The sequence below is a fragment of the Nocardia goodfellowii genome, assembly GCF_017875645.1.
GTDB classification, from domain to species: Bacteria; Actinomycetota; Actinomycetes; order Mycobacteriales; family Mycobacteriaceae; genus Nocardia; species Nocardia goodfellowii.
Map to the genome: position 1 here is coordinate 2,965,008 of NZ_JAGGMR010000001.1, position 23,927 is coordinate 2,988,934.

A 23,927-nucleotide genomic window follows, 5' to 3' on the forward strand; every position below is an offset into this window, starting at 1 on the left:
TGGGTTCACCGCGGGGCGGTGACGTCGAGTTCGCGAACACCGGGGTGCCCGGCATCCGAGCCGGTCACGTCGAGACGGACATAGCGTCCGGTCGCGGCGGTACTGAGCTGCCCCGTCGCCGGGTCGACATCGACCGGTGCCCAGATCTTCTCGTCGACGGACACGGCGAGGGTGAACGCCGTGGGCGCGGGATCGGTCCAGTGCGGGACCACGGCGCCGATCGTGGTTTCGCGGCCGAGGTCGACGGTGAGGGTCCCCTGCGCGCCGTCGGGTGACCAGGCCGTCGCCAGGGTGCCGTCCACGGCGGCGTCTCCGTAGCGGCCTGATTCGGCGGAACTGGCGCGCACCGCCTTGCACTGCGAAAGATCCTGGCCAGGCGCGATATCCGGCCGCCGAGTCGGCAGCACCAGCGGTGTTCCGGCACTGGCCAGTTGCGTGCCGGAGGTCGTGCGCACCGGCATCGGCGCGCCCTGGGTGACGGTGATCCGGGTTTCGCCGGCGCCGATCTCGGCATCGAAAACGCGCCCCTGCCAGTGGATTCCGCGAATCCGCAATTCCGAGCCGAGTTTCGCGGGCAGCAGCGGGGCGATCTCGATCTCGCTGTCGTGCAAGCGAAGTCCGAGCAGGCCGTTGGTGAAGGTCTGCAGGAAGCCGCCGGCGGCCGTGGTGAAGGTGAACGCCGGTGCGCCCGCGAGCGGGTCCAGCGCGCCCGCCTTCGCACCCCTGGCTTCGGCGAACTGCGCGAACGGCCCCCGGATGAACGGGCGCACCGAACGTTCCAGGTAGGTGTCGGTGGCGCAGCCCGGTGCGCCGATCCGCGCGGCGTCGATGGCGTTGACCGAATCGGTCATCGCCGGGCCGTCGGGATCCGTGCGCTCCGAATAGTATTCGAGCACGTTGGCCGCCGCCTGCGGCGACATCGGCCAGTCCAGCGGATAGACGAGCAACACGGTGTCGGCCTGTTTGGTCGGCGTGCCGCCGTAGCCGTCGTATTGCAGGAAGATTTGCCGCGCCGGATCGAACGGCATGCGCAAACCGTTCGCGATCGTGGACCATTCCGCGGGCGCGGGCACGCCCAGTATTTCCGCGGCTCGCACCGCGTGGCGCAGTGCGAGCGCCGCGCCGCCGTTGGTGTAGACGGCGTCGTTCACGCCGTTGCTGTACTCATCCGGTCCGGCGACATCGAGGATGGAGTAGCTGCCGTCGGCGTTGGGCCGCACCCTCGAGGCCCAGAACTCGGCGATATTGCGCATGATCGGCCAGATCCGTTCGCGCAGATAGCCTTTGTCTCCCGTGCCGAGGTAGTACTGCCAGGCGGCCAGCGAGATGTCACCCTGCAGGTGAATCTGAGTGAGGCAGTGCGGAGGATCCCAACTGTGACATTCCTCGAGGTCGCCGTCGGTGGCGCTGGTCCAGGGATAGAACGAGCCGCGATAGCCGAGCCGAGCCGCGTTGGCCTGTGCGGCGGGCAAGGTTTTGAATCGGTATTCGACAACGGATTTCGCCAGTGCCGGGGCGAGATGCAGCAAGCCGGGATACATCCAGATGTCGGCATCCCAGAACACCAGGCCGCCGTAGTTGTCGCTGCTCAACCCGACCGGCGAAATGCTGTTGTCCTGAGTGGCATTCGTGGCCGAATACAGGGAGTACAGCGCACCGCGAGTCCAGGATTGGATGTCCCGATCGCCCGGTACCTCGATGTCGCCACGCCACAGCTCGCGCCATGCGCCCGCGCTGCGGGCGAGCAGTTCGGGCCAGCCGATGCGCGCGGCGCGTTGCGCGGCGGCAAACGCCGCGGCGGCGGGAACCGTCGCGGTGCGGGCGGTGTCGACGCCCACATACTTGGTGATCGTGTAGGACGTGTCCGCCCGCACGGGAATTCGCGTCTCCTGGCTCACCGACAAATTCTCGGCTTCCGGCTCGTGCCCGCGATCGGGTTTCGCCGTACCCGAATCCAGCACGGAGACAACGCTGCCCGCGACGCCGGTGCCTGCGGTGCGGAAATCGACGCCGATGGATCGATCGTCGCGCGCCCCGCCGCCGGTCTGGGTGATCCGCCGAGCGCCCGCGCCATCGAGTTTGTCGGTGACCACGAGCTCACCCGACCAGCGGGGAACAGCGGTGAGCCGCACCGCACCGACGTGCTGATCGGTGCGGTCGGTCAGCACCTCATAGGTCAGATCGGTGGCTTTGCCGTCGGGGGTGGTCCAGGTCAGTTCGGTGTGCACCAAACCGCAACGCTGGTAAAGGGTTTGCGTGAAATTCGAGATCTGCGCCGCGGGGGTCGCGGGCGAAAACTGTTCGGCACCCACGCTCACCAGCAACGTGGACCAGTTCGGGATCGCCGCCGCGACCTCACGGTCCTCGGCCACGCCGGGTTGATTGCCGTACAACCCCGCCACGAAGGCCCCGTCGTAGGCGGGGGTGTAGAGCGGCCATCCGGTCGCCTCCCGCGAGGCGTAGTAGCCCATTCCGCGCGTCGGTACCCGCAGACCGAGATAGCCGTTGCCGACGAACGGATGCCGATCGATGCCGGTGTCCACCTCGGTATTCGACGGTGACCAACCGGTCGCGGGCGCGGAGTCGCCCGGGCAGCCGGCCGCCGCTGTCGCGGTCTGCTCCGGCGATCCGCACGCGGCGACCAGGGCGGAGCCGGTCAGCAGCAATGCCGCCAGTGCGGATTCGAGTTTGCGCGGCCGGGAACGCCGGCCGGCTGACTGGGCTTGTGAACGCACCTGGCACCTCCCGTTGTGAACGAATCGGCTCGGCAATGCACCCCACGGCGAAAATCTCGACCACAACAACTGATTCAGCACGAGGCGCCGCTACTACCGGCTATACCCATCGGTTTTCCGCGGTACCGCGCGCGCCCGATCGGCACCTGACATTGCCCGCTCCGGACAAGGCCGACCTCCGGCCCGGCCGACGCCGGAACCGTTCGACCGTCGTTGACCAGGGATGATGGTAGCTCTCCGGCCGACCGGATGATCATCGCTAGGCTGGGACGATGCGTGTTGAACGGGATCGCCAATCGGCCGGACCACAGGGATTGGCCAGTGCTCTGGATGTGTGGCTGGTCGACCGCAGCGCGCGCGTCCGGCCGTCGCGGGCCGACCGGATGCTGCGCGGTCTGAGCACCAGCGCGAATCACAGCCGGTTGTGGATCGGTGTGGGCGCGGCCATGATCCTGCTCGGTAACCCCGCCGCCCGCCGGGCCGGCACGCGCGGCCTGGTCGCGGTCGCGCTCGCCAGCGGCATCGCGAACGGTATTGCCAAACCGCTGTTTCCGCGGCGGCGGCCGCCGGACGAGTCGGTGCCCTTCGTGCGCCGCCTGGTGAAGCCGCCGGTCTCGTCGTCTTTCCCGTCCGGGCACTCGGCCTCGGCCGCCGCCTTCGCCACCGGAGTGGCACTCGAATATCCCGCGGCCGCCGTCGCGGTGGTGCCGGTGGCCGCCGCGGTCGGGTACTCGCGGGTGCACATCGGCGTGCACTGGCCCTCCGATGTGGTGGCGGGCGCGGCGCTCGGTGCGGGGGTCGCGCTGGCCACGCACCGCTGGTGGGCGGTGCGTGAGGACGAGCCCGCCCTGCTGGGGCCGGCCGCGCGAATCGAACCGCTGGAACAGGGGCGGGGTCTGCTCATGGTGGTCAACCCGCTGGCGGGCGCCGGCAGCGGCGGCGGCCCCTACGACTGGACACTGCTGCGGGAACAGCTGCCGGAGGCCGATTTCGTCGAACTGGATCCCGCCGTCGGCCTCGACGCTCAGCTCGAAGAACGGTTGCGCCACAAAGATGTTCGCGGGATCGGAGTGCTCGGCGGCGACGGTACGGTGTCGTCGGTAGCGGGTTTCGCGGTGCGGCATCGTCTTCCGCTCGCGGTGCTGTCCGGTGGCACGCTCAACCATTTCGCCCGGGACGCGGGCGTCGACGACATCGACGACACTTTGGCGGCCGTCCGCACCGGTCAGGTCGCGGCATGTGACGCGGCGCTGGTCCGGTCCGACGATTCCGCCGCGCGCACCTTCGTCAACACGGCCAGCCTCGGCGGTTATCCGGACTTCGTGCGCCTGCGCGAACGCTGGCAGGAGCACCTCGGAAAATGGCCCGCGGCCGGCATCTCGATGATCCGCGTTCTGCTCGGGGCCGAACCCCTGCACGTCGTGATCGACGGTCAGCCCATGGCCATCTGGATGCTGTTCGTCGGCAACGGCCGCTATCACCCCGCCAATCAGATCCCGCGCTCCCGCCCGGAACTGCACCGCGGCACCCTGGACGTGCGGTACCTCCGCGCCGACGTTCCCTTCTCGCGCACCCGCCTGATCTGGTCCACCCTCACCGGCACCCTGGGTAGTTCACCCACCTACGTGCGCCACGAACGGCACCGCCTCGAAGTGTCGGTCACCGAGGCCTCGGTATCCCTCGCCACCGACGGCGAAGTCGACTTCAAGGGCCGCGATTTCGTCTTCGAGAGCCAGCCCGACACCCTCATCCTCTTCCATCGAGATCCCCGCACCGATCCCTGATTCCACCGGCGCGGACCGGCTCAAGCGGGGTAGGTGTGGGTTTCGGTGGCTTTGACGGCCGCCCAGAGTTCGGCGCCGGGATGGAGGTGGAGGTCGGCCACCGTGGCCGGGGTGATGTCGGCCAGGACCGGCGGGGTGCCGTCGAGGCGGACGCGGATGGTGTGGGCGTGTTGTTCGATGCCCGCGATGGTGACCGGCCAGGTGTTGCGCGGGCTGCCGGCGGGTTGTGCCGGGTGCAGGCTCACCGCGCTCGGCGCGAACGCGACGTGCACCGCGCCGCGGCCCGGTTCGGCGACGGTGAAGCGGCCGCCGCCGTCGAGGGTGACGTGGGCGCCGTCCGCGGTGCCGCGATACAGGTTGAGGCCCACCAGGTTCGCGACATAGTCGGAGCGTGGGCGACGGGCGACCTCGGCCGGCGCACCCTCCTGGACGATGGCGCCGTTCTCTAGGATGACCAGGCGGTCGGCGAGGACCATCGCGTCCAGGGGGTCGTGGGTGACCAGTACCGTGTGGCCCGGGTAGTCGGACAGGTGGTGGGCGAGGTCGGAACGCACGCGTAACCGGGTACTCGCGTCCAGTGCCGCGAGCGGTTCGTCGAGCAGGAGCAGTCGCGGGTCGGTCGCCAAAGCCCTTGCCAGCGCGACCCGTTGGGCTTGGCCGCCGGACAGGGCGCGTGGCCTGGCGTCCCGGTGCTCGGCCAGGCCGACGCGGTCGAGCCACCGGGCGGCGCGTTCCCGTGCCGGGGCGCGGCGGTGGCCGCGGGCGCGCAGACCGAACGCGACATTGTCGAGCGCGCTGAGATGGGCGAACAGCAGGTAGTCCTGGAAGACGACGCCGATCTCGCGCCGCTCGGCGGGCACGAACACCTCCGGCGGTGCGTCCCAGCGCTTTTCGTCCACCTGGAGGTTGCCCTCGGTCAGCGGCGTCAGGCCCGCCAGTGCGCGCAGCGCGGTCGTCTTCCCGGCACCGTTGGGACCCAGCAGGGCCACCACTTCACCGGCCGCTACTTCGAACGCGATATCGAGCCGGAACTGTCCACGCCGGACTCCCAATTCAGCGCGCAATGTCATGCCGCGCCTCGAATCCAGCGCTCGCGCAAGGCGACGAGCACGACGACGGACACCGCGAGCAGCACCAGGCTGAGCACGATGGCGGCGTCGGGGTCGGTTTCCAGCGCGAGATAGACCGCCAGCGGCATGGTGGTCGTCTTGCCGGGGAAGTTGCCCGCGAAGGTGATCGTCGCCCCGAATTCACCGAGTGCCCGCGCCCAGCACAGCACCGCACCCGCGATCACGCCGGGCAGCACGGAGGGCAGGGTCACCCGCCGGAAAGTCAGCCAGCGCGAGGCCCCGAGGGTGGCGGCCGCCTCCTCGAAGCGTGGATCCGCCGCGCGCAGCGCGCCTTCCACCGAAATAACCAGGAAGGGCATCGCCACAAAGGCTTCCGCGATCACGACGCCGGTGGTGGTGAAAGGCAAAGAGACGCCGAACCATTCGTAGAGGTACTGCCCGATCAGCCCGCGGCGGCCGAGCACCAGCAGCAGCGCGACGCCGCCCACCACCGGCGGCAGCACCAGTGGAACCGTCACCAGCGCGCGCAATAGGCTGCGCCCCGGTACGTCACCGCGCGCGAGCAGCCAGGCCAGCGGGATGCCCAGGACCAGACAGACAGCCGTCGCCAGCGTCGCGCACACCAGGGAAAGCCGCAGTGCGGTAAGAACTTCGCCGCTGAACAGTCGATCCGGCATCGTTGTCCACGGCGCTCGCACCAGCAACCCGAGCAGCGGCACCACGAGAAACGCCAGACCGGCCAGCGCCGGTACCACCAGCACCAGCGGCCGCCGCGCCCGCACCGAACGCCTTCGCACCGCGCGTTTCGACGCCGGGCGGATATCCGCACGCAGATCGGTCACGACTGCACGTCACCAGTGCGAGCGCCTCGACACAAGCAGGCACGCCGGAGGCCGTCTCCGTGTGTCGCGAGCGCCGTGCGGCGCGCGGCTGCCGGCCGGAGGCTGTCTCCGTCCGTCGCGAGCGCCGTGCGGCGCGCGGCTGCCGGCCGTGTGCTCACGGTGCCTCGAAGCCCGCTCGGTCGAACACCGCACGTGCCTGCGCGGAGCGGATGAACTCGACGAAGGCCGCGGCGGTGGCGGGGTTGGGAGCCTGGGCCAGGGGAGCGATGGGGTAGTCGTTGATCGCTCGCGCCGCCTCCGGGAATTCGATGCCCTCGACCTTGTCGCCGGCGGCTCGGACGTCGGTGCGGTAGACCAGCGCGGCATCCACCTCGCCGAGCGTCACCTTGGTCAGCACCGCTTTCACATCGGTTTCCCGGGTATCCGGTCGCGGGGTAACGCCCGCGGCCTGGAACACCGTCGCGGCCGCGGCCCCGCACGGCACCTGCTCCGCACACAGCGCGAGTTTCGGTTCGGATTTGCCGAAGTCGGTCAAGCCGCTGATGCGCCCCGGATTACCCTGGGGCACAACTATTTCCAGCCTGTTGCGGGCGAAGGTGACCGGTCCGGCGGTGATCTCGCCTCCGTCCACCACCTGCTGCATATTCTTGGGCGCGGCCGAGGCGAAGACGTCGGCGGGCGCGCCCTGCTTCAGCTGCTGAGCCAGTGCCGAACTCGCGCCGAAGCTGTAGACGACCTCGACTCCGGGGTGCGCGGCCTCGAATTGCTCGCCGAGTTCGGTGAACGTCTCGGTCAGCGAGGCGGCGGCGAACACCGTCAGCCTGCCGGTTACCCGCCCGTCCGGTGCGGCCGCGTCCTCGGCCGCACAGCCTGTCACCAATGCGGCGGCCAAAGCCGCCGCCATACCCGCAAGCTTCATACTCAACTCTCCGGAATCTCCACCACGACATGTGTCGACTTCACCGATGCGACGGCGACGCTGCCGACCTCCAGCCCGAGCTCTTCTACCGATTCCGCGCTGAGCAGCGACACCAACCGGAACGGTCCGGCCTGCATCTCCACCTGCGCCATCACCCGGTCCTTGACGACCCGGGTGACGATGCCGCGCATCCGGTTGCGGGCGGACGCCGCCACCGTCACGCCGGGTTCGGGCGCGTCGGCGCGGGTGCGCGCGAACTCCGCGAGTTCCCGTCCGCTCAGCCACTTGCGCCCGTTCTCCAACGGGATCGCGGTGAGTTTGCCCTGATCGATCCAGCGCCGCACCGTGTCATCGCTGACACCCAGTAGCGCCGCTGCCTCGCTGATCCGCAAATACGACACGAATGGGACTCTACATCCGTATCTGCGTGGATCAATGCGCGATATCTCCGAATATGCGCGCAGCAGCTCGGCTGGCACTTGGGCGATGCGACAGCGGTGCGGCGGGGAATTTCGTGTCCGTCGCACGCGGCGGACGGAATTCCTTTAGCGTGAGCAGCGGATTGGACGCCGAGAGGGGCCTGGGATGCGATCGGGGATGCTGGGGCTGGCGGAGTTGCGGGTGCGGGTGGAGTCGGGAGACATCGACACCGTGCTGGTCGCGATGACCGACATGCAGGGCCGATTGCAGGGAAAGCGGTGTGCGGCACAGTATTTCCTGGACGAGGTGATCGGGCACGCCACCGAGGCCTGTAATTACCTGCTGGCGGTGGACGTGGAGATGACCACCGTCGACGGCTACGCCATGTCCTCCTGGGACACCGGCTACGGCGATTTCGTGTTGCGCCCCGACCTGAGCACTCTGCGGCTGCTGCCGTGGTGGCCCGGCACCGCGCTGGTGCTCTGCGATGTCGAGCAGGTGCACCCGAGCGGGACGCCGGTGTCGGTCTCTCCGCGCCAGGTACTGCGGGCACAGTTGGATCGGCTGGCCGAGCACGGCCTGAAGGCCTATGTGGGGACCGAACTGGAATTCCTGGTGTTCGACGACACCTACGAATCCGCCTGGAACAGCGGCTATCGCGCCCTGACGCCCGCCAATCAGTACAACGTCGACTACTCCATGCTGGGGACCGCCCGGGTCGAACCGCTGCTGCGCCGCATCCGCAAGGAGATGGCCGGGGCCGGTTTGTATGTCGAGTCGGCCAAGGGCGAGTGCAATCCCGGCCAGCACGAGATCGCCTTCCGCTACGACGAAGCCCTGGTCACCTGTGACAATCACAGCATCTACAAGACCGGGGCGAAGGAGATCGCCGCGCAGGAGGGGCGCAGCCTCACTTTCATGGCGAAATACGATGAGCGCGAAGGTAATTCCTGCCATATCCATCTGAGTCTGCGCACCGCGGGCGGCGATCCGGTGTTCGCCGACGGCACGGACGCGGAAATGTCCACGCTGATGCGGCACTTCTTGGCCGGGCAACTGGACTGCCTGCGTGAGTTCACCTACTTCCTGGCTCCGAACATCAACTCCTACAAGCGATTCGTCGCGGGCAGCTTCGCGCCGACCGCACTCGCGTGGGGCCGGGACAATCGCACCTGCGCGCTGCGCGTGGTGGGCGCGGGACAATCGCTGCGCATGGAGAACCGAATACCCGGCGGGGACGTGAATCCCTATCTGGCGGTGGCCGCGACCATCGCCGCCGGTCTGCACGGCATCGAACGCCGGTTGCCGCTGGAGCCGGAATTCCACGGCAACGCCTACCGCTCACAGCGGCCCCGGGTGCCGAGCACGCTGCGCGAAGCGGCGCGGTTGTTCGGGGAGAGCAAGCTCGCGCGCACCGCTTTCGGCGATGATGTGGTGGACCACTACCGAAACGCGGCGCGAGTCGAGCTGGATGCCTACGACGCCGCTGTCACCGACTGGGAGCGCATCCGTGGGTTCGAACGGCTCTGATCCGGTCGCCGGGCGCGGCTCGGCGCGTCCGCTCATCGGCCTGCCCACCTACCGCGAGCGGGCGCGGTTCGGCACCTGGGACACCGAAAGCGCCGTTCTGCCCATCGGTTACCCCGCCATGGTGGAGCGCGCGGGCGGCATCCCCGTGCTGTTGCCACCCACCGGAGTGGCCCGGCCGGAGTTGGTGCACCGGCTCGACGGCCTGGTTCTGACCGGCGGCGCCGACATCGACCCGGCCCGCTACGGGCGGCCACTGGAACAAGCTCTCGGCTACACCCGGCCCGATCGGGACGCGTCGGAATTCGAGCTGTTCACTCTCGCGCGGGCGGCGGGTCTGCCGGTTCTGGCGGTGTGCCGTGGGCTACAGCTGGTCAATGTGGCGCTGGGTGGCACGCTGATTCAGCACCTGCCCGATGTGGTGGGCCACGACGAGCACTCCGGCGGCCCCGGCTCGTTCACCGTGCTGCGCGTGCTGACCACGCCGGGCAGCCGTCTGGCCGCGCTGATCGGGCCCGAGGTGAAGGCGCACTGCCATCACCACCAGGCGATCGAGCAGCTGGCCCCCGGGCTGTCCGCCACGGCGCACACCGCCGACGGCACCATAGAAGCCATCGAGGCTCCCGGTGATCCGTTCTTGCTCGGTGTGCAGTGGCACCCGGAGGCCGACACCGCCGACGACCGGCTGATGCGCGCGCTGGTCGACGCGGCGGCCGCGAGCCGGAATCGCGACTGAGGAACAAGGAAAGACGGCGTCGGCCCGCCGGCCGCCGAACAAGGTGCGGGTGAGCGTGTGAAGGGAGCGGTGTCGTGACGACTACCGAGGTGATCAATCCGGCGACCGAAAAGGTCGTAGCGACAGTAGAACTCGTGGACGCGGCCGGTGCCGACGCCGCGATCGAGCGGGCGGCGCGTGCGGCGCGGGACTGGCGCGAGGTCGCGCCCGGGGACCGGGCCCGGCTGCTGCGCCGATTCGCCGAGGCGGTCGACGCGAATCTGGAAGAACTCGCGCGGCTGGAGGTCGCCAACGCCGGGCACACCATCGGCAACGCGCGCTGGGAGGCGGGCAATGTGCGTGATGTGCTGCACTTCGCCGCCGGAATGCCGGAACGGCTGCTGGGCAACCAGATTCCGGTGGCGGGCGGCGTGGACATCACGTTCCACGAACCGCTCGGCGTGGTCGGGGTGATCGTGCCGTGGAACTTCCCGATGCCGATCGCCGCCTGGGGTTTCGCGCCCGCGCTGGCAGCGGGCAACGCGGTGGTGCTGAAGCCCGCCGAACTGACTCCGTTGACCGCGATCCGGCTGGGTGAGCTCGCACTGGAAGCTGGTCTGCCGGAGCACGTTTTCCAGGTGCTGCCGGGTAAGGGCTCGGTGGTGGGACAGCGGTTCGTCACCCATCCGGGCGTCCGCAAGGTGGTCTTCACCGGTTCCACCGAGGTCGGCAAGCAGATCATGGCGGGGTGCGCCGACCAGGTGAAGCGGGTGACCCTGGAATTGGGTGGCAAGAGCGCCAATATCGTCTTCGCCGACGCCGACCTGGAGCGCGCCGCCGCCACCGCGCCCTACGGGGTGTTCGACAACGCGGGGCAGGATTGTTGCGCCCGGTCGCGAATCCTGGTGCAGCGCGGCGTTTTCGATCGTTTCCTGGAATTGCTGGAACCCGCCGTGCTCGGCGTGCGCGTGGGCGACCCGGCCGAGGAGACCACCGAAATGGGTCCGCTCATCTCCGCCGCTCATCGCGAGCGGGTGGCCGGTTTCCTGGAGCCGTCGACCAAGATCGCGTTCACCGGGACCAAGCCCGAGGGTCCCGGATTCTGGTACCCGCCCACGGTCGTACTGCCGGACGCGCCCACCGATCGCGTGCTCACCGAGGAGATCTTCGGCCCCGTCGTCGCGGTGCTCCCGTTCGACGACGAAGCCGACGCCCTGCGACTGGCGAACGACACCGACTACGGTCTGTCCGGCTCGATCTGGACCAACGACGTCGGGCGCGCGCTGCGGGTGTCCCGGGGTGTGGAAGCCGGCAATCTGTCGGTCAATTCGCACTCGTCGGTGCGGTACTGGACCCCGTTCGGCGGCTACAAACAGTCCGGCCTCGGCCGGGAACTGGGACCCGACGCCGCGCTCGCCTTCACCGAAACCAAGAACGTCTTCATCGCCACCCAGTAGAGGAGAAGTGTTGCTGAGTTCATCCACCCCGCCGGCCGCCGTCCCCGGGCGCTTACACGATCGAGTCGCCGTGGTCACCGGCGGCGGTAGCGGCATCGGCCTCGCCACCGTCCGCCGTTTTGCCGCGGAGGGTGCGAAAGTTGTTGTGGCCGACATTGATACGGACAGCGGCGAGGCCGCCGCGACGGCGGCCGGTGGCCTGTTCGTCAAGGTCGACGTCACCGACGAGGCCCAGGTGCGGGCGATGTTCCAGACCGCGGTGGACACCTACGGCGGCCTCGACATCGCCTTCAACAACGCGGGAATCTCACCGCCGGAGGATGATTCGATTCTCACCACCGGCATCGACGCCTGGCGGCGCGTGCAGGAGGTGAACTTGACTTCGGTCTATCTGTGCAGCAAATACGCCATCGAACACATGCTGGAGCGCGGTAAGGGTTCGGTGATCAACACCGCCTCCTTCGTCGCCGTAATGGGCGCGGCCACCTCGCAGATCTCCTACACCGCCTCCAAGGGCGGCGTGCTCGCCATGAGCCGCGAACTCGGAGTTCAGTTCGCGCGTCAGGGCATTCGCGTCAACGCCCTGTGCCCTGGACCGGTGAACACCCCGCTGCTCCAAGAGTTGTTCGCCAAGGACCCGGAACGCGCCGCTCGTCGCCTCGTGCACATCCCGGTGGGCCGGTTCGCCGAACCCGAGGAAATCGCCGCCGCCGTGGCGTTTCTCGCCAGCGACGACGCGTCGTTCATCACCGCGTCCCAATTCCTGGTGGACGGCGGGATCGCCGGGGCGTATGTAACACCGCTGTAGGACAACCGATTCCACTGGTAGAACGGTGAACTACTCGGGGAGGGTTGACACCATGGCCGTCCGGTTCTGCGCAGGTGACGGCTGCCGACGCATGCTCTCGATCTCGGTGATCCCCGGCGGCAATCCGGTCGCGCGGGCCGACCCCGAACACTTCGCCGTCCGCTTCCGCACCTGCACGGTCTGCCGCTCGGGGTTCTGCGATCGGTGCCTGCCCGAGGATTCCCCGTTCTACCGGCTCCGCGCCTGCCCGAAATGCGGTGCCGATCTGCTCTGAGCAGTCGGCGCACCGGATCTAGCACTTCAGGGTGATGCGGGGGTGCGCTGTCTCCCGTGACGATCCCCTCAGCAGGCGATCTGGAGGGACGGACGATGAAGTGGTGGTGGGTGGCCGGTGCGGCCATGGTGTCGGCGCTGTTGTGGCGCTTCGGTTTCGGGCTGACGCCGACGCCGGGTCTGGCGCTGCTCGCGCCGCTGCCGGTGCTGCTGGTGGCGCCGCGGGTATCGGGAAGGGTGACGTTCGGAATAGGGCTCGGCTCCTGGTTGGCCGGGGCGCTGATCAGCTTCTGGTCGTACCTGGTCGTCACGCTCGAGCAGCCGGTACCGACTGCCGCCGCGCTGATCGGTGTCTCCGCGCTGGTGTACGGCGGCGCGGTGACGCTGTGGCGGACGCTGCTGTTGCGCGGACGGGTGGGCCTGGCCGTGCTGGCGCTGCCCGCGGTCTGGGTCGCTTTCGAGTTCCTGCTCGCGCTGACGGAGTTGTTCGGCGCGTGGTGGAGCATCGCCTACACCCAAGCCGCGGTGCTGCCGCTGATCCAGACCGCGGCGTTGACCGGGCCGTGGGGACTCAGTTTCCTGATTCTGCTGGTACCGGCGGCCATCGCGGTGCTGTCCGCTCCGGCGGTGACCCGGCCGCAACGGGTGCGGATCGGTGCGTCGGCCGCGGCCGTGCTGGTGGCGGTGGCGGCGTTCGGATTCTGGCAGCTGGCGCTGCCGCGGCCGGAGAACTCGGTGCGGGTAGGTCTGCTGGCGGTGGCGCAACCGCCGGAATATGTGCCGGTCGATTCCGCCGCGGGCCGCGACATGATCCAGCGCGTCGTCACCGAGGTCGAACGGCTGGCGGACCGCGGGGCGCAGGTTGTGGTCCTGCCGGAAAAGGCTTGGCGCGCAGAGGAATCCACGCTTCCAGTGCTCGCCGCCCCGTTGACCGAGGTCGCGACGCGACGCAACATCGATATCGTCGCCGGGCTGATCAGCACCCGCGACGGCCGCAGTGTGAACGCCGCGATCGCCTATCCGTCGGGCGTCGAATACGCCAAGCACTACTTGATCGCCGGGCTGGAGGATGAACTGCGGCCCGGCAGTGCGTGGCAGCAGGTCCCGGGCAGGCCCTGGGCCCTGGCAGTGTGCTTCGACCTGGATCGGCCCGCGCTGGTTCGCGAGAACGCCCGCCGGGGCGCCACCATGATGCTGGTTCCAGCTCTCGATTTCACCGTCGACGCCTGGCTGCACAGCCGGATGGCGATCCTGCGCGGCGTCGAGTCCGGGGTGGCGGTGGCGCGCGCACCGCAACTCGGCGAACATGTGGCAAGCGACGCGCGGGGCCGTATTCACGCCACCGCGCGGACCGACGTCAGCGTCACCCGGTCCGCGCTCGCGACGCTGCCGCTCACCGAGAGCCGGACCGTCTACGCCCGTTTCGGCAACTGGTTCGGCTGGCTCTGTGTCGCGCTGGGCGCGATTGTCCTGCTCGTGGTTGCTGTCGGCGGAAAGCGTCGTTCCTGAGCTCGCGATTAGCCGAATAGCTGCCCGCTCTGCGGTATGCGCTGTGCGTTATGTGATGGGGATCACATTTATCGAGAAAGTGGCAGGTCACCCTTCGTGCTTCTAGGTCCTCCGTGTCTGACCCCGGGTTTGTCCGCCAGCAAATCTGGGTAACGGAAGGTTCGGTGCCGTGCACTCCCGAGAGCCGGGAGGCTCGGCCGGGGAGAACCGAGTTAGGTCCGCGGGGGAGCGGGCCGAAGGAGGTACGAATGACCGCGTCCACAGCCGCCGAGACGGGCAGTCCGGGGTCCGGGCAATCATTACGCAAGTCCGTCGCCGCGTCCGCGATGGGCAATGCCACGGAGTGGTTCGACTACGGCGTCTACGCCGCTACCGCCACCTACCTGACCGAAGCCTTCTTCCCCGGTGAACTCGGCACCCTGGGCACCATGCTCGGTTTCGCGGTCTCGTTCCTGCTGCGCCCGCTCGGCGGCATGGTCTGGGGCCCGATCGGCGACCGGATCGGCCGCAAAGCGGTGCTGGGCACCACGATTCTGCTGATGGCCGCCGCCACCGGCGCGATCGGCCTGATCCCCACGCACGCGTCCATCGGCGTCGCCGCGCCCATTCTGCTGATCCTGCTGCGCGTCGTCCAAGGTTTCTCCACCGGCGGTGAATACGGCGGCGCCGCGACCTATCTCGCCGAATGCGCCACCGACCGCAAACGTGGCTTCTTCGGCAGTTTCCTGGAGTTCGGCACGCTGTTCGGTTTCGTCGGCGGCTCGGCGACGGTGCTGGCCTGTCAGCTGGTCCTCGGCTCCGACGCCATGCAGGCCTGGGGCTGGCGGATCCCGTTCCTGATCGCGGTGCCGCTCGGCCTGATCGGCTGGTATCTGCGCGCCCGCCTGGACGAGTCGCCGGTGTTCGAGGAAGTCGCCGACCAGCCGCATCCGCCGGGTGGCCTGCGCGAGGTGCTGACCACCTACCGGCGCGAAACCCTCACGCTGATCGGCCTGGTCGTGGCGTTGAACGTGGTGAACTACACCCTGCTGACCTACCAGCCGACGTATTTGCAGAACACCATCGGCGTCAGTGACTCCACCACCACCGCGATGATGCTGATCGGTCAGCTGGTGATGATGGTGGTGCTGCCCTTCTTCGGCGCGCTGTCCGACCGAGTCGGCCGGCGCCCGATGTGGCTGGTTTCGCTGATCGGTCTGTCCGTGCTCGCGCTGCCCATGTATTGGCTGATGGGCAAGGGCATCGTCTGGGCCGTCATCGGCTTCGTCGTACTCGGGTTGTTCTACGTGCCGCAGCTGGCCACCATCAGCTCCACCTTCCCGGCGATCTTCCCCACACATGTGCGCTACGCCGGTTTCGCGCTCGGCTACAACGTGTCCACCGCCGCGTTCGGTGGTACCGCCCCGCTGGTCAACGAGGCCGTCATCGAGAGCACCGGCTGGGCGCTGTTCCCCGCGGCATACATGATCGGCGCCTCGCTGATCGGCCTGGTGGCGTGGTCGTTCCTGCGCGAGACCGCCGGAACGTCGTTGCGCGGCACCGAGGTTCCCGATGTGGAGAACAGCGAGGTGCCCGTCGCGGCCGCGGCATTGACGAATACCGCCGTCCTCGATCCGATCGTGGACACCGCCGTGCTCGACGCCCTCGGCCCGGATACCGACGATCCCGGTCCGGCCGCCCCCGCCACAGCACCCGCCTGACCGAAACCTGGTACGACAGTGCCATGAAGATCGGTTTCTCGATTCCACAGTTCGGTGCCCACGCGCGGGCGGCGGCTCGGATCCCAGAGTTCGCCGCAGCGATGGAAAACGCAGGGGCGGATAGCCTTTGGGTCGGCGATCGCCTCATCGCCGCCACCGAACCGAAGGTCGGTTACGGCGGGACCGACAGCATCCCGGCGGAGTTCAATCAGGTGCTGGACCCGTTCCTGACCCTCGCGCTGGCCGCGGCGGCGACGGAGCGGGTCCGCCTGGGCGCGAATGTGCTGATCGCGCCGCTGTATCCGCCCGCCGTCCTCGCTCGTGCGCTCACCACGCTGGACGTGGCCAGCGGCGGCAGGCTGATCCCCGGCTTCGGTATCGGCTGGTCGCCGGAGGAATACGAGGCCGCGGGGGTGCCGTTCAGTCAGCGCGGTGCGCGGCTGGAGCAGACGCTCGATGCGCTGGAAGCGATCTGGACCACCGACCCCGCCGAATACTCCGGCACCTTGGTGTCCGTGCCCCGGCATCGCGCCGAGTTGAGCACGGTGCAAAAGCCTCGTCCTCCAGTGCATCTCGCCGCCTTCACACCTGCGGCGCTGGACCGCGTCGGCCGCCGCGGCGACGGCTGGCTGCCGGTGGTCCCGGTGCCCGGGCCGCCGCAGTGGGGCGTGCGGCTGCGCGAACTGCGCGACGTGGTCGACCGCGCCGCCGAACAAGCCGGTCGTGACCCTGCCGCGATCGAGACCATCGTCCGGGTCAACGTCAAGGCGGGCACCGGGCTCGACCACATCGCGGAAGCGGTGCGGCGCACCGCGGACCAATCCGGGTTCGACGACTTCTTCATCGACCTGACCTACTTGTCCGCGTCGGTGGACAGCGCCCTGACCGACGCCCACCGTCTGCTCGACCTGCTCGCCTGAGGTGTTCACGGTTTCCAATCGGTGCTGCGCAACCAGGTCTCCAGGTCCATCAGGCCCGGATGCCGGGCGCGCAGCGCCGCGGTATCGACAGGCTCGCCCGCACCTTTGTTGAAGTAGGCGAACATCTTCCCGACCTGCTCGTCGAACGCCATGACCTGCTCGACCGGTATCTGGTTGCTGTGCGCCGGGAGTTCGGTGATCCGCCCGAACACCTCGGCGATCTGCGGGGGAGTAAGGCGGTCGCCGGACAGGGGCACCGTGCGGCCCAGGTACTCCGCGGGGTGGTCGAACGCGACGGCGGCGAACGCGCCGATGTCGTGCACGGAGATCAGCTCCATCGGAATATCCGGCCGGACAGCGAGATTCACCAATATATCGCCGCGCTCGGTGCGCATCGGCCGATTGAAGGTGTTGAAATTGTCCATGAAGAACACCGGCCGCAGAATCGTCGCGGGCAACCCGGAATCCCCGATATAACTCTCGATGGCTTCTTTCGCCGCGTAATACTCCACACCGGAGTCCTCGCCCGCACCTTTGAGCGAGCTGTAGACGAAGTGCCGGATACCGAGCTCCGCGGCGAGATCGACCACCGTTTTGCCCCGGCGTTCTTCTGCCGCAACACCTTCCGCGGTGATATGCACGCCCTCCATCATGGTCAGCATCATGAACACCCCGTACGCACCGGTCATCGCGGCCCGCACCGAGCCGATGTCGTCGAGATCGCCGACGGGCAACTCCGCCCCCGCCTTGCGCAGCGCCCGCGCCGCGGGTGCCTCCGGGTCGCGCACGAAAGCCTTTACTTCCCAACCCCGTTCGAGCAACTGCCGTGTGGTTGCCCGGCCCTGCTGCCCGGTCGCTCCGATGACCAGAACCGGTCCCTTGTCGCTACTCATGTCATGCTCCTTGTCGGTGGTGATCGGTGCTCGATCACCTGATGACTGGAACGTTAGAGACGGGTAGCGGTCTGGTCCTGGCACCAATACTGCTACCCATAAAGGGATCTCGGGATGAGTGAGAGCCATCGTGCGGAGCTGGCGGACTTTCTCAAGGCACACCGCTCGCGGTTACGGCCTTCTGATGTCGGTTTGCCCGGGGATCTGATCCCTGGGCGGCGACGCACACCGGGCTTGCGTCGCGAAGAGGTCGCCGAGTTGGCTGGGGTGAGTCTCACTTGGTACACGTGGTTGGAGCAAGGCCGAAAGATCGCTGCCAGCCCGCAGGTGGTGGATGCGCTGGCGCGGGCGCTGCGTCTGAATCCTGTGCAGCACAGGCAGTTGCGCAGGCTCGCCGGTCTCGCCGACCCGGTGGTGAAGTATCAGGCCGGCGATGAGATCGCGCGTTTACAACGGTTGGTCGACGCGATGTATCCGAGCCCGGCCGTGGTGCACGATGCCCGACTGGATTTCGTCGTCTGGAATAGTGCATTCAGCCGGATTCGTACCGACCCGACCGCGCTGGCACCCGAGCGCCGGAATCTGCTGTGGTGGATGTACACCGACGACCGTAACCGCGCCATGATGCGCCGCTGGGAAGCAGCCGCACGGGCGATCATCAGCCAGTTCCGGGTGCTGCTCGGCAACAGCCCCGGCGACCCGCGCCTGACCCGGGTGGTGACCGAATTGTGCGCTGTCAGCAGCGAATTTCGCACATGGTGGTCGGAGTATCCGGTGCAGGACTTCCAACCCACCATCATCGGCATCGACCACCCCGAGGCGGGGCCGATCAACCTGGAACTGTTCCAACTGCGCCTGGTCGAGAACCCGGAACTGCTACTCGTCGTCCAGCTTCCAGCAACCGACGATGACCGCGAACGCATCGACACATATCTGAACACATGAAGGTTGCAGAAGTGGTCCGAGATCATCCGCGGCCTGCAGACGCTAACGGAACGCCCGCTGATGGTTAACCGCACCCGCACTACTTGCCTCGCGCCCTATCGTCTCGATCCCGGGCCTCTCGTGCGCGTGTCTCAGCTTCTCTACGGTGGCGGCACACCTCGTCTGCGGTACGCGCCTCGGGAGCAGGAGGCGGAACCGATGTTGTGCCAGGTACTTGGAATGGTCCCATTCGTCCTCGAGCCCACTCGATCGCTGCGTTGCGCTCTCTGTCGGCTGCCGCCCGGGCTGCCCTGGCCTGGTCATCTCCTGAGGTGCGAGACGGCGCCGCAGGTGGTTCCATCGCCTTGTCCATCGCAGCGCGAGCTTCTTTGGCAACGGCCTCGGCCGCGTCACGGATGACCTTGTCTCGCCCTGTCGGCTCTGGTGCCGACCGGGGCTCCGGGGCGCTACGTGCAGGTTGAGGTGAGCCGACTGCCCGCTCCATCCGTGCCCGGGCTTCCTCGGCGACCCGGGTAGCGGCCTCTCGCTGAACACGCTCGCGGTCGGCACGGACCCGCTCCTGATGGCGAGCTTCCTTCTCTTTCGACCGTTGCTGGTCCCGCTGCTCGCGTGCCTTCTCACCAACCCCCGGCAACTCCATCTGCTTGCCGGGCTCTCTCTGAATGCCTTTTTGGAACGCCTCTCGCGCTTCTGATCGTGATAAGAGCTGATGAGTGAACTTGTCGGGGAAGTCTCTCTTCAGAGCTTCTATTTCTTCCCTGCACTGTGGATCGACATGTTCGCCTGCAACAGATCTCAGGGTGTGCTGGTCGATTTCACCCCGCGTGAGTGCCTCTCGCACGCCCTTCAGCTGCTTGAGATCTTTGCGCCCGCTGATCCTGCCGGACTTCTCCTCGATCGTATGCAGTTTGTCGTTGATCTCTCGTTCTTTATCGACCTGAAAGTGTGCGTCGCCAGGGCCGTAATTACGGGAATGCTGGCTGTAGCCGTTCTCGCGATCCCGAAAGTGAGATTCGCAGCCATTCTGAAATATACGACCACGATCGTTTGGTTCGATGTTGTCTCGGATTTTGTCGTAGTCATCAGGCATGGCTCGACCGGCCCCCGCTCGCGGTGCGTAATGCGCAGTCCTTCAGAGAGTTCGGCTGCTATTTGTTACTCGGGAACGAACTTGCATTCCTCTTTGTACTCGCCCATGAAGTCGACCATCACTGAGAAAAGGCCATAGTCGTACTCTTTCGCCTCTTCGAACATGACTTCCATGAGCTGCCAGGCCGTCTGGTCCGTCGACCCCTTGAACCCGTAGTGCAGGGCCGGATTCACGTCAGGGTAGAACGAGCGCTCTCGCCCGACCGGGCTGTCGTACCAGGAGGCGCGTGCGAAGTTCGCGAAACATTGACCGAGGAAGCACAGGTAGGCATCTGCCATGTCTGCGCGCTCGGTCGAACGCATCGCGGCCATGTCAGGAAACAACTCCGCCACTGCGGCGTCGGCGGACTTGCGCTCTGCCATCAATTCGGGAGACTCGCTTTCGGTCCACAGCTCGGCCGGGACCTCCAGAATGCCGGCGTAGTCCATGAACTTTCGCGCCTGGATCGTCTGCCGACTGGTATCGACCCATCGCGCCCACGCGGATGGCTCGACCTCTACGCCGAGGTCCATGCTGATCTGGTCGTCGGTGTCGCTCATTACTCCGCCTCCCTCGTGTGGTCGGTCACCGGCCAGTTTGACACGGCTCGGCGCAGGGGTGGGCTCCCGTCTCCTTCGGGCGTTTCGCGCTCCGAGCGATCTTCAGAGTGTGCCGGATTCGACTTGTCGTGAGATGCGAACCGATGGTGTCTCCATCTTTGGACGGCGGCATCGACGTTCCGTTGATCCGCTGATGCGCTTTCCCATTCGAGATCGAGGACACTCGGGTCGGCCACGCGGAGCCTGGCACGTAGGACAGACGACAGTGGCAACCCGCTGAAATGGATTGTTCCGGGCACGTAAATGATGGGCTCACCGAGGTTGTTCCACATTGTCCGGAGTCGTTCCAGCGGACGAGGCTGCTCGTCTGCGGCAGGGTTGTGGAGGACGAATCCGCAGAAGTCCGTTCCGTCTACGCTCGCCACCGCGCGGATCAACTGTTGGTGCAGGTGCAGTTGATTGCCACACAGTTCGGTGTTCAGGAAGCCGATTGCGTTGGGCCGCCGTGTCATCGACTCACCTCTCCCTCTCCCAGCAGTTGGTCGGAATGATCACGACTTGGAGATCGCCCCTGATCGTTGCGACGAATCGGTGGCGTAGGACATCCACTGGCAGGCCGCAGTCGCGGAGGTGTCTGTACTCGCTCACGAGCTGGGCGGGTATGGCTGTCGTGGTCATCATGACCCCCCTCTCGCGTAGTGGCTTAGGTGCACCCGGGGTGTCCCGACTCCTCGGTCCGAGAGAGCCGAACTGCTACGAACATTCGGTTCCCGGGTGCAAGTTCAGATGACCACAAGACGCCGTTGACCTGCGGGACTATGCTGTTTTCAAGACCCATTCGCCGAACTGAAAACAACAGACGGGGTGCGACGTGAACTCCGCAGCGCCACGATTGGGTGGGATGGACGCAAACCGGACTGGTGCCACGCTCAAGCGACTCCGCGAGGAGCGCGGGCTCACCTTGCGCGAACTCGCGGGCCTGACCTTCGACTCGTATTCACAGCTGGCCAACATCCAAGAGGGTCGAAGATGGCCGAAGGATCGCGGCTGGGCCGAACGGGTAGACCTGGTGCTGGGCGGCAAAGGTCAGCTCGTGGCGGCCTGGGATCAGGACCAGCGTGCACGGGCACAAGCCGAGGACACCGTTCGAATGCTGGACCAAGCGCGGCGCGATTCTGAAGCGCTGCTGGTCGCCCCGGACGGAGCCGAACTGGACTCCATTCAGGACGGAATCCTGCATATCTCAACGAACGCCCGATTCGAGCCGTATGAGAAGACATTGACCCGCGCACTAGAGATTCGCGCAGAGCTGATGAGACGCGTTCGTTCCGGAGCCTATCGTCCCGAGGAGATCCGAGAACTGTACGTGGCCCTGGGGCGGACCTCTGGCGTGCTGTCCTACTTGACACTCGATCTCGGTCAGGCCGACACAGCGCGGGTGCACGCGCAGGCTGCATTCTCGTTGGGCGATCGGGCGGGCCATGATCACCTGAGGGCGTGGGCTCGCGGGACACAAGCGCTGGCCTATCGATTCGTCAAGGATTTCGAGGCCGCGAGAGACGCGGCCACAGATGGCTTGAACTACGTTGGCCGCTCCACAGGGACCGCCGAACCACGCCTCCTGTGCGGTCTAGCCGCCTCGGTCGCCAACCTCGGTGATTCGGCACGCGCGCTGGAGTTGTTGGAGCAGGCAGATCGGGTCCGAGAGACAGTTCGGCCCGACGAGGTTCCTGGGCTATTCACTTTCTCGCCTGCGAAACAGGTTTATTACCACGGGTTTTCGCTGATGTGGGCGGATGAGAAGAAGTTGCTCGAGAAGTCGGTTGCGGCGTCTGAGGATGCCATTGAGGCATGGCAGGCACAGCACTCGCCGGGCGACGAGATGCTGAGCCAGATCTACTTGTCCACGGCAAGCGCCCGGCTGGGCGACCTCGACGCGAGTATCGCGGCAGTGACGCCGGTCTTGGAGTCCCCCATCTCGGCCCACTTCTCGTGGGTACGGAAACGCCTCAACCAACTCGACGGGCTCCTGCAAGAGCATTTCCCGGACTCCCGCGTGGCGGGCGATATGCGCGAAACGCTACGAGCGTACGTCCACGCTGCTTGAACAAGCGGGGAGCCTGCGCCACCAATAGTCCAGATTGTCGGGTACGTACTTGTGCAGTAAGGCAGTACATCACAGGATCAGCCGTGGATTTCGTGGCCATGGGGAATCCGGAACTGCGACTGGTGCTTCAGATTCCGCTAGCGGGAACGACCACGAACGCATCCGTGCCTACCTGAACTGAATCACGAAGAAGGGGAAGCGGCGTCCTGCCTGCGGAATGCTCGGTGGCGCGCCATTGACAGACCATACGCATGTGCATATCGTAAGCGCACGCAGACGATCTGCGTCGCGAGCTCGGAAGGAGAACGGGGGCCGCGAGGTCTGCCCTGTGGGCGGATAGGTCCCCGACTATCAATGGAATCGACACGCACACCCTGGCGCAATCTGCTCGATATCCGGCCCCCGTGGCAGACCTGGTGGCGGGGGCGGGCGGCTGGTTCGCCGCTGGCCGAGTTTGTGCTCAACAGCGGATGGAAACATGGGGGCGGGGATGCGGTTGGTGGGCCGCTCATGATCAGTTTGACCCAGTACACGACGAAGCACGCCACCGATATTCCGGCGATCTGGCGTGCCTCGGAGCGGCTCGGTGATCAGTTGGCGTTGATTGACGGAGCGGTGGGGATGCTTACTTATTTCCGGCCTGTCCGGCGGCAGGTTGGGTCGCTGTCGATCTGGGCGGATGACAAAGGGTTGGCGGAGTTCATGAGTTTGCCTGAGCACGTTCGGATCATGCGGACGTATCGGCCGCGTGGACTGCCGATTCGGTCAGCTCAATGGTGGTCCGAGGAGTTGGATGTCGGGGCGGCGTTGATGGAGAGCTTGCGGATGCTCGACACGAATCCGGATCGCAGGCGGGTTCGTGTTCATCGTTCGGCTGAAGCGTAATCGGCTGTGACGGAACCGGTTCGGTCCACCGTGATGACGAAGCTGTCCCAGGGGTCGGTGTCGCTCATCAGCTGACGCAGTGTGATCATGTCGCCGGTGATCGCCGCGGCCTCGTAGGCGGGGAGCTGGTCGAGGGCGAAACCGCGGAAGACGCCTGTGCTGTCCTGGAATTCGATCGCCGTGCGGGTCCAGCCGTCGCCGGCATCGCCGGTCGCGCGGATCCGCACGGCGTCGGCCGGCAGGATCGCGCGCAGGGTCTGCCCGATCCGGTCGGTGATTTCGGTGGCCGGATCCCCGGCTGCGGCTGCTGAATTCATGGGCCTCTCCCGCGGCGGGGGTGGGGCTCGTTCAGCCCTGCGCGGCGTCCGGCCACTCGTCTTCGATGATCAAGCCGTCATCGGCGATGGCGGCCGTATAGCGTTCGGCGACCAGCGAGACCGGGTAACTCGGCCAGTATGAGACAGCGCCGGTGGCCTTGTCGATGACCGACACCGGCCGCAGGGGCGGCGCGATCGTCTGATCGGCGGTACTGCGGATCTCCGCCACGACCGTGAAGCACGATTCGAATTCGGTGACCACATTCTCGACGCCGGTCGCCGTATCGCTCGGATCCGTCAGGTGGGTGGCCGCGATCCGCTCGGCTTCGGGGAGTTGCACCGGCACAGTGGCATCGGTCGGATAGGCGTGGACTTGCATGGTTCTGCCTATCACAGATAGAAATCGGCTGCG

At 67.0% G+C, this 23,927-nt stretch carries 21 protein-coding genes and 2 pseudogenes; 13 read left to right on the plus strand and 10 right to left on the minus strand.

Annotation, left to right across the window (positions count from 1 at the left end; genetic code table 11):
* Window positions 1-5: 5 nt before the first annotated feature.
* On the minus strand, window positions 6-2,735 hold the full coding sequence (locus BJ987_RS13285) for a discoidin domain-containing protein (protein ID WP_307869594.1): 2,730 nt from the start codon (window positions 2,733-2,735) through the stop codon (window positions 6-8).
* A gap of 446 nt (window positions 2,736-3,181) precedes the next feature.
* Between BJ987_RS13285 and BJ987_RS38335 the strand changes: the two are divergent.
* Together BJ987_RS38335 and BJ987_RS38340 are read left to right on the plus strand one after the other, a co-directional pair.
* A pseudogene (locus tag BJ987_RS38335) lies at window positions 3,182-3,550 on the plus strand (phosphatase PAP2 family protein); the annotation flags it as partial.
* A 72-nt stretch (window positions 3,551-3,622) separates the two neighbouring features.
* Window positions 3,623-4,519, plus strand: a pseudogene (locus tag BJ987_RS38340) (diacylglycerol/lipid kinase family protein); the annotation flags it as partial.
* A 20-nt stretch (window positions 4,520-4,539) separates the two neighbouring features.
* On the opposite strand, the gene BJ987_RS13295 reads toward BJ987_RS38340, so the two are convergent.
* The 4 genes from BJ987_RS13295 to BJ987_RS13310 all read right to left on the minus strand — a co-directional run bounded on the left by BJ987_RS13295 (window position 4,540) and on the right by BJ987_RS13310 (window position 7,751).
* Window positions 4,540-5,589, minus strand: coding sequence for an ABC transporter ATP-binding protein (locus tag BJ987_RS13295; RefSeq protein ID WP_209888918.1), 1,050 nt, complete (start codon window positions 5,587-5,589; stop codon window positions 4,540-4,542).
* Window positions 5,586-6,386 carry a molybdate ABC transporter permease subunit gene (modB, locus tag BJ987_RS13300; RefSeq protein WP_307869893.1) on the minus strand — a complete coding sequence of 267 codons (801 nt, stop codon included), beginning with the start codon at window positions 6,384-6,386 and terminating at the stop codon, window positions 5,586-5,588. Before modB ends, BJ987_RS13295 begins: the two co-directional genes overlap by 4 nt.
* 199 nt (window positions 6,387-6,585) lie before the next feature.
* Window positions 6,586-7,350: a molybdate ABC transporter substrate-binding protein gene (gene modA, locus BJ987_RS13305; protein ID WP_209888922.1), complete on the minus strand. Its 765-nt coding sequence runs from the start codon at window positions 7,348-7,350 to the stop codon at window positions 6,586-6,588.
* A gap of 2 nt (window positions 7,351-7,352) precedes the next feature.
* Complete coding sequence (locus BJ987_RS13310) at window positions 7,353-7,751, minus strand: TOBE domain-containing protein (RefSeq protein ID WP_209888925.1); 399 nt, start codon at window positions 7,749-7,751, stop codon at window positions 7,353-7,355.
* 184 nt (window positions 7,752-7,935) lie between these two features.
* Here BJ987_RS13310 and BJ987_RS13315 point away from each other — a divergent pair, with 184 nt between their 5' ends.
* From BJ987_RS13315 to BJ987_RS13350, 8 genes are all read left to right on the plus strand, one after another.
* Window positions 7,936-9,300 (plus strand): glutamine synthetase family protein, encoded by a 1,365-nt coding sequence (locus tag BJ987_RS13315; protein ID WP_209888928.1) that lies wholly within the window; start codon window positions 7,936-7,938, stop codon window positions 9,298-9,300.
* Window positions 9,281-10,033, plus strand: coding sequence for a gamma-glutamyl-gamma-aminobutyrate hydrolase family protein (locus BJ987_RS13320; protein ID WP_307869595.1), 753 nt, complete (start codon window positions 9,281-9,283; stop codon window positions 10,031-10,033). Before BJ987_RS13315 ends, BJ987_RS13320 begins: the two co-directional genes overlap by 20 nt.
* A 74-nt stretch (window positions 10,034-10,107) precedes the next feature.
* Window positions 10,108-11,469: an aldehyde dehydrogenase family protein gene (locus BJ987_RS13325; protein ID WP_209888934.1), complete on the plus strand. Its 1,362-nt coding sequence runs from the start codon at window positions 10,108-10,110 to the stop codon at window positions 11,467-11,469.
* Window positions 11,470-11,482: 13 nt separating this feature from the next.
* A complete protein-coding gene (locus tag BJ987_RS13330; RefSeq protein WP_209898316.1) occupies window positions 11,483-12,277 on the plus strand; it encodes a 3-oxoacyl-ACP reductase in 795 nt (264 codons plus the stop codon).
* Between the two features lie 52 nt (window positions 12,278-12,329).
* Window positions 12,330-12,551: a hypothetical protein gene (locus BJ987_RS13335; protein ID WP_209888937.1), complete on the plus strand. Its 222-nt coding sequence runs from the start codon at window positions 12,330-12,332 to the stop codon at window positions 12,549-12,551.
* 56 nt (window positions 12,552-12,607) lie between these two features.
* Entirely contained in the window at window positions 12,608-14,059 is a 1,452-nt protein-coding gene (locus BJ987_RS13340) for a nitrilase-related carbon-nitrogen hydrolase (protein WP_209888940.1), read from the plus strand.
* A 248-nt stretch (window positions 14,060-14,307) separates the two neighbouring features.
* The gene (locus BJ987_RS13345) at window positions 14,308-15,759 is read left to right on the plus strand and encodes an MFS transporter (protein WP_245365943.1); all 1,452 of its coding nucleotides are present in this window, start codon (window positions 14,308-14,310) and stop codon (window positions 15,757-15,759) included.
* A gap of 23 nt (window positions 15,760-15,782) precedes the next feature.
* The gene (locus BJ987_RS13350; protein ID WP_209888942.1) at window positions 15,783-16,679 is read left to right on the plus strand and encodes a TIGR03619 family F420-dependent LLM class oxidoreductase; all 897 of its coding nucleotides are present in this window, start codon (window positions 15,783-15,785) and stop codon (window positions 16,677-16,679) included.
* Between the two features lie 5 nt (window positions 16,680-16,684).
* On the opposite strand, the gene BJ987_RS13355 is transcribed toward BJ987_RS13350, so the two are convergent.
* Window positions 16,685-17,572: an NmrA/HSCARG family protein gene (locus tag BJ987_RS13355; protein WP_209888945.1), complete on the minus strand. Its 888-nt coding sequence runs from the start codon at window positions 17,570-17,572 to the stop codon at window positions 16,685-16,687.
* A 114-nt stretch (window positions 17,573-17,686) separates the two neighbouring features.
* Here BJ987_RS13355 and BJ987_RS13360 point away from each other — a divergent pair, with 114 nt between their 5' ends.
* Entirely contained in the window at window positions 17,687-18,517 is an 831-nt protein-coding gene (locus BJ987_RS13360; protein WP_209888948.1) for a helix-turn-helix transcriptional regulator, read from the plus strand.
* A gap of 79 nt (window positions 18,518-18,596) precedes the next feature.
* Here BJ987_RS13360 and BJ987_RS13365 read toward each other — a convergent pair whose 3' ends face one another.
* Both BJ987_RS13365 and BJ987_RS13370 read right to left on the minus strand, forming a co-directional pair.
* Window positions 18,597-19,607, minus strand: a complete 1,011-nt coding sequence (locus BJ987_RS13365; protein ID WP_209888951.1) for a hypothetical protein — start codon at window positions 19,605-19,607, stop codon at window positions 18,597-18,599.
* A 65-nt stretch (window positions 19,608-19,672) separates the two neighbouring features.
* Entirely contained in the window at window positions 19,673-20,206 is a 534-nt protein-coding gene (locus BJ987_RS13370) for a hypothetical protein (protein ID WP_209888954.1), read from the minus strand.
* A gap of 901 nt (window positions 20,207-21,107) precedes the next feature.
* Here BJ987_RS13370 and BJ987_RS13375 point away from each other — a divergent pair.
* Together BJ987_RS13375 and BJ987_RS13380 are read left to right on the plus strand one after the other, a co-directional pair.
* The gene (locus BJ987_RS13375) at window positions 21,108-22,313 is read left to right on the plus strand and encodes a helix-turn-helix domain-containing protein (protein ID WP_209888956.1); all 1,206 of its coding nucleotides are present in this window, start codon (window positions 21,108-21,110) and stop codon (window positions 22,311-22,313) included.
* A gap of 354 nt (window positions 22,314-22,667) precedes the next feature.
* On the plus strand, window positions 22,668-23,198 hold the full coding sequence (locus BJ987_RS13380) for a hypothetical protein (RefSeq protein ID WP_209888958.1): 531 nt from the start codon (window positions 22,668-22,670) through the stop codon (window positions 23,196-23,198).
* Here the strand turns inward: BJ987_RS13380 and BJ987_RS13385 are convergent.
* Both BJ987_RS13385 and BJ987_RS13390 read right to left on the minus strand, forming a co-directional pair.
* Complete coding sequence (locus BJ987_RS13385) at window positions 23,177-23,515, minus strand: hypothetical protein (protein WP_209888960.1); 339 nt, start codon at window positions 23,513-23,515, stop codon at window positions 23,177-23,179. The genes BJ987_RS13380 and BJ987_RS13385 overlap by 22 nt on opposite strands.
* A gap of 31 nt (window positions 23,516-23,546) precedes the next feature.
* Complete coding sequence (locus BJ987_RS13390) at window positions 23,547-23,894, minus strand: SUKH-4 family immunity protein (protein WP_209888962.1); 348 nt, start codon at window positions 23,892-23,894, stop codon at window positions 23,547-23,549.
* Window positions 23,895-23,927: the final 33 nt, after the last annotated feature.

Coding starts and splice junctions, on each gene's coding strand:
- BJ987_RS13295 (WP_209888918.1), bottom strand. CDS start 5,589: ATGACATTGCGCGCTGAATTGGGAGTCCGGCGTGGACAGTTCCGGCTC.
- modA (WP_209888922.1), bottom strand. CDS start 7,350: ATGAAGCTTGCGGGTATGGCGGCGGCTTTGGCCGCCGCATTGGTGACA.
- BJ987_RS13315 (WP_209888928.1), top strand. CDS start 7,936: ATGCGATCGGGGATGCTGGGGCTGGCGGAGTTGCGGGTGCGGGTGGAG.
- BJ987_RS13335 (WP_209888937.1), top strand. CDS start 12,330: ATGGCCGTCCGGTTCTGCGCAGGTGACGGCTGCCGACGCATGCTCTCG.
- BJ987_RS13345 (WP_245365943.1), top strand. CDS start 14,308: ATGACCGCGTCCACAGCCGCCGAGACGGGCAGTCCGGGGTCCGGGCAA.
- BJ987_RS13350 (WP_209888942.1), top strand. CDS start 15,783: ATGAAGATCGGTTTCTCGATTCCACAGTTCGGTGCCCACGCGCGGGCG.
- BJ987_RS13355 (WP_209888945.1), bottom strand. CDS start 17,572: ATGAGTAGCGACAAGGGACCGGTTCTGGTCATCGGAGCGACCGGGCAG.
- BJ987_RS13360 (WP_209888948.1), top strand. CDS start 17,687: ATGAGTGAGAGCCATCGTGCGGAGCTGGCGGACTTTCTCAAGGCACAC.
- BJ987_RS13365 (WP_209888951.1), bottom strand. CDS start 19,607: ATGCCTGATGACTACGACAAAATCCGAGACAACATCGAACCAAACGAT.
- BJ987_RS13370 (WP_209888954.1), bottom strand. CDS start 20,206: ATGAGCGACACCGACGACCAGATCAGCATGGACCTCGGCGTAGAGGTC.
- BJ987_RS13375 (WP_209888956.1), top strand. CDS start 21,108: ATGGACGCAAACCGGACTGGTGCCACGCTCAAGCGACTCCGCGAGGAG.
- BJ987_RS13380 (WP_209888958.1), top strand. CDS start 22,668: ATGGAATCGACACGCACACCCTGGCGCAATCTGCTCGATATCCGGCCC.
- BJ987_RS13385 (WP_209888960.1), bottom strand. CDS start 23,515: ATGAATTCAGCAGCCGCAGCCGGGGATCCGGCCACCGAAATCACCGAC.
- BJ987_RS13390 (WP_209888962.1), bottom strand. CDS start 23,894: ATGCAAGTCCACGCCTATCCGACCGATGCCACTGTGCCGGTGCAACTC.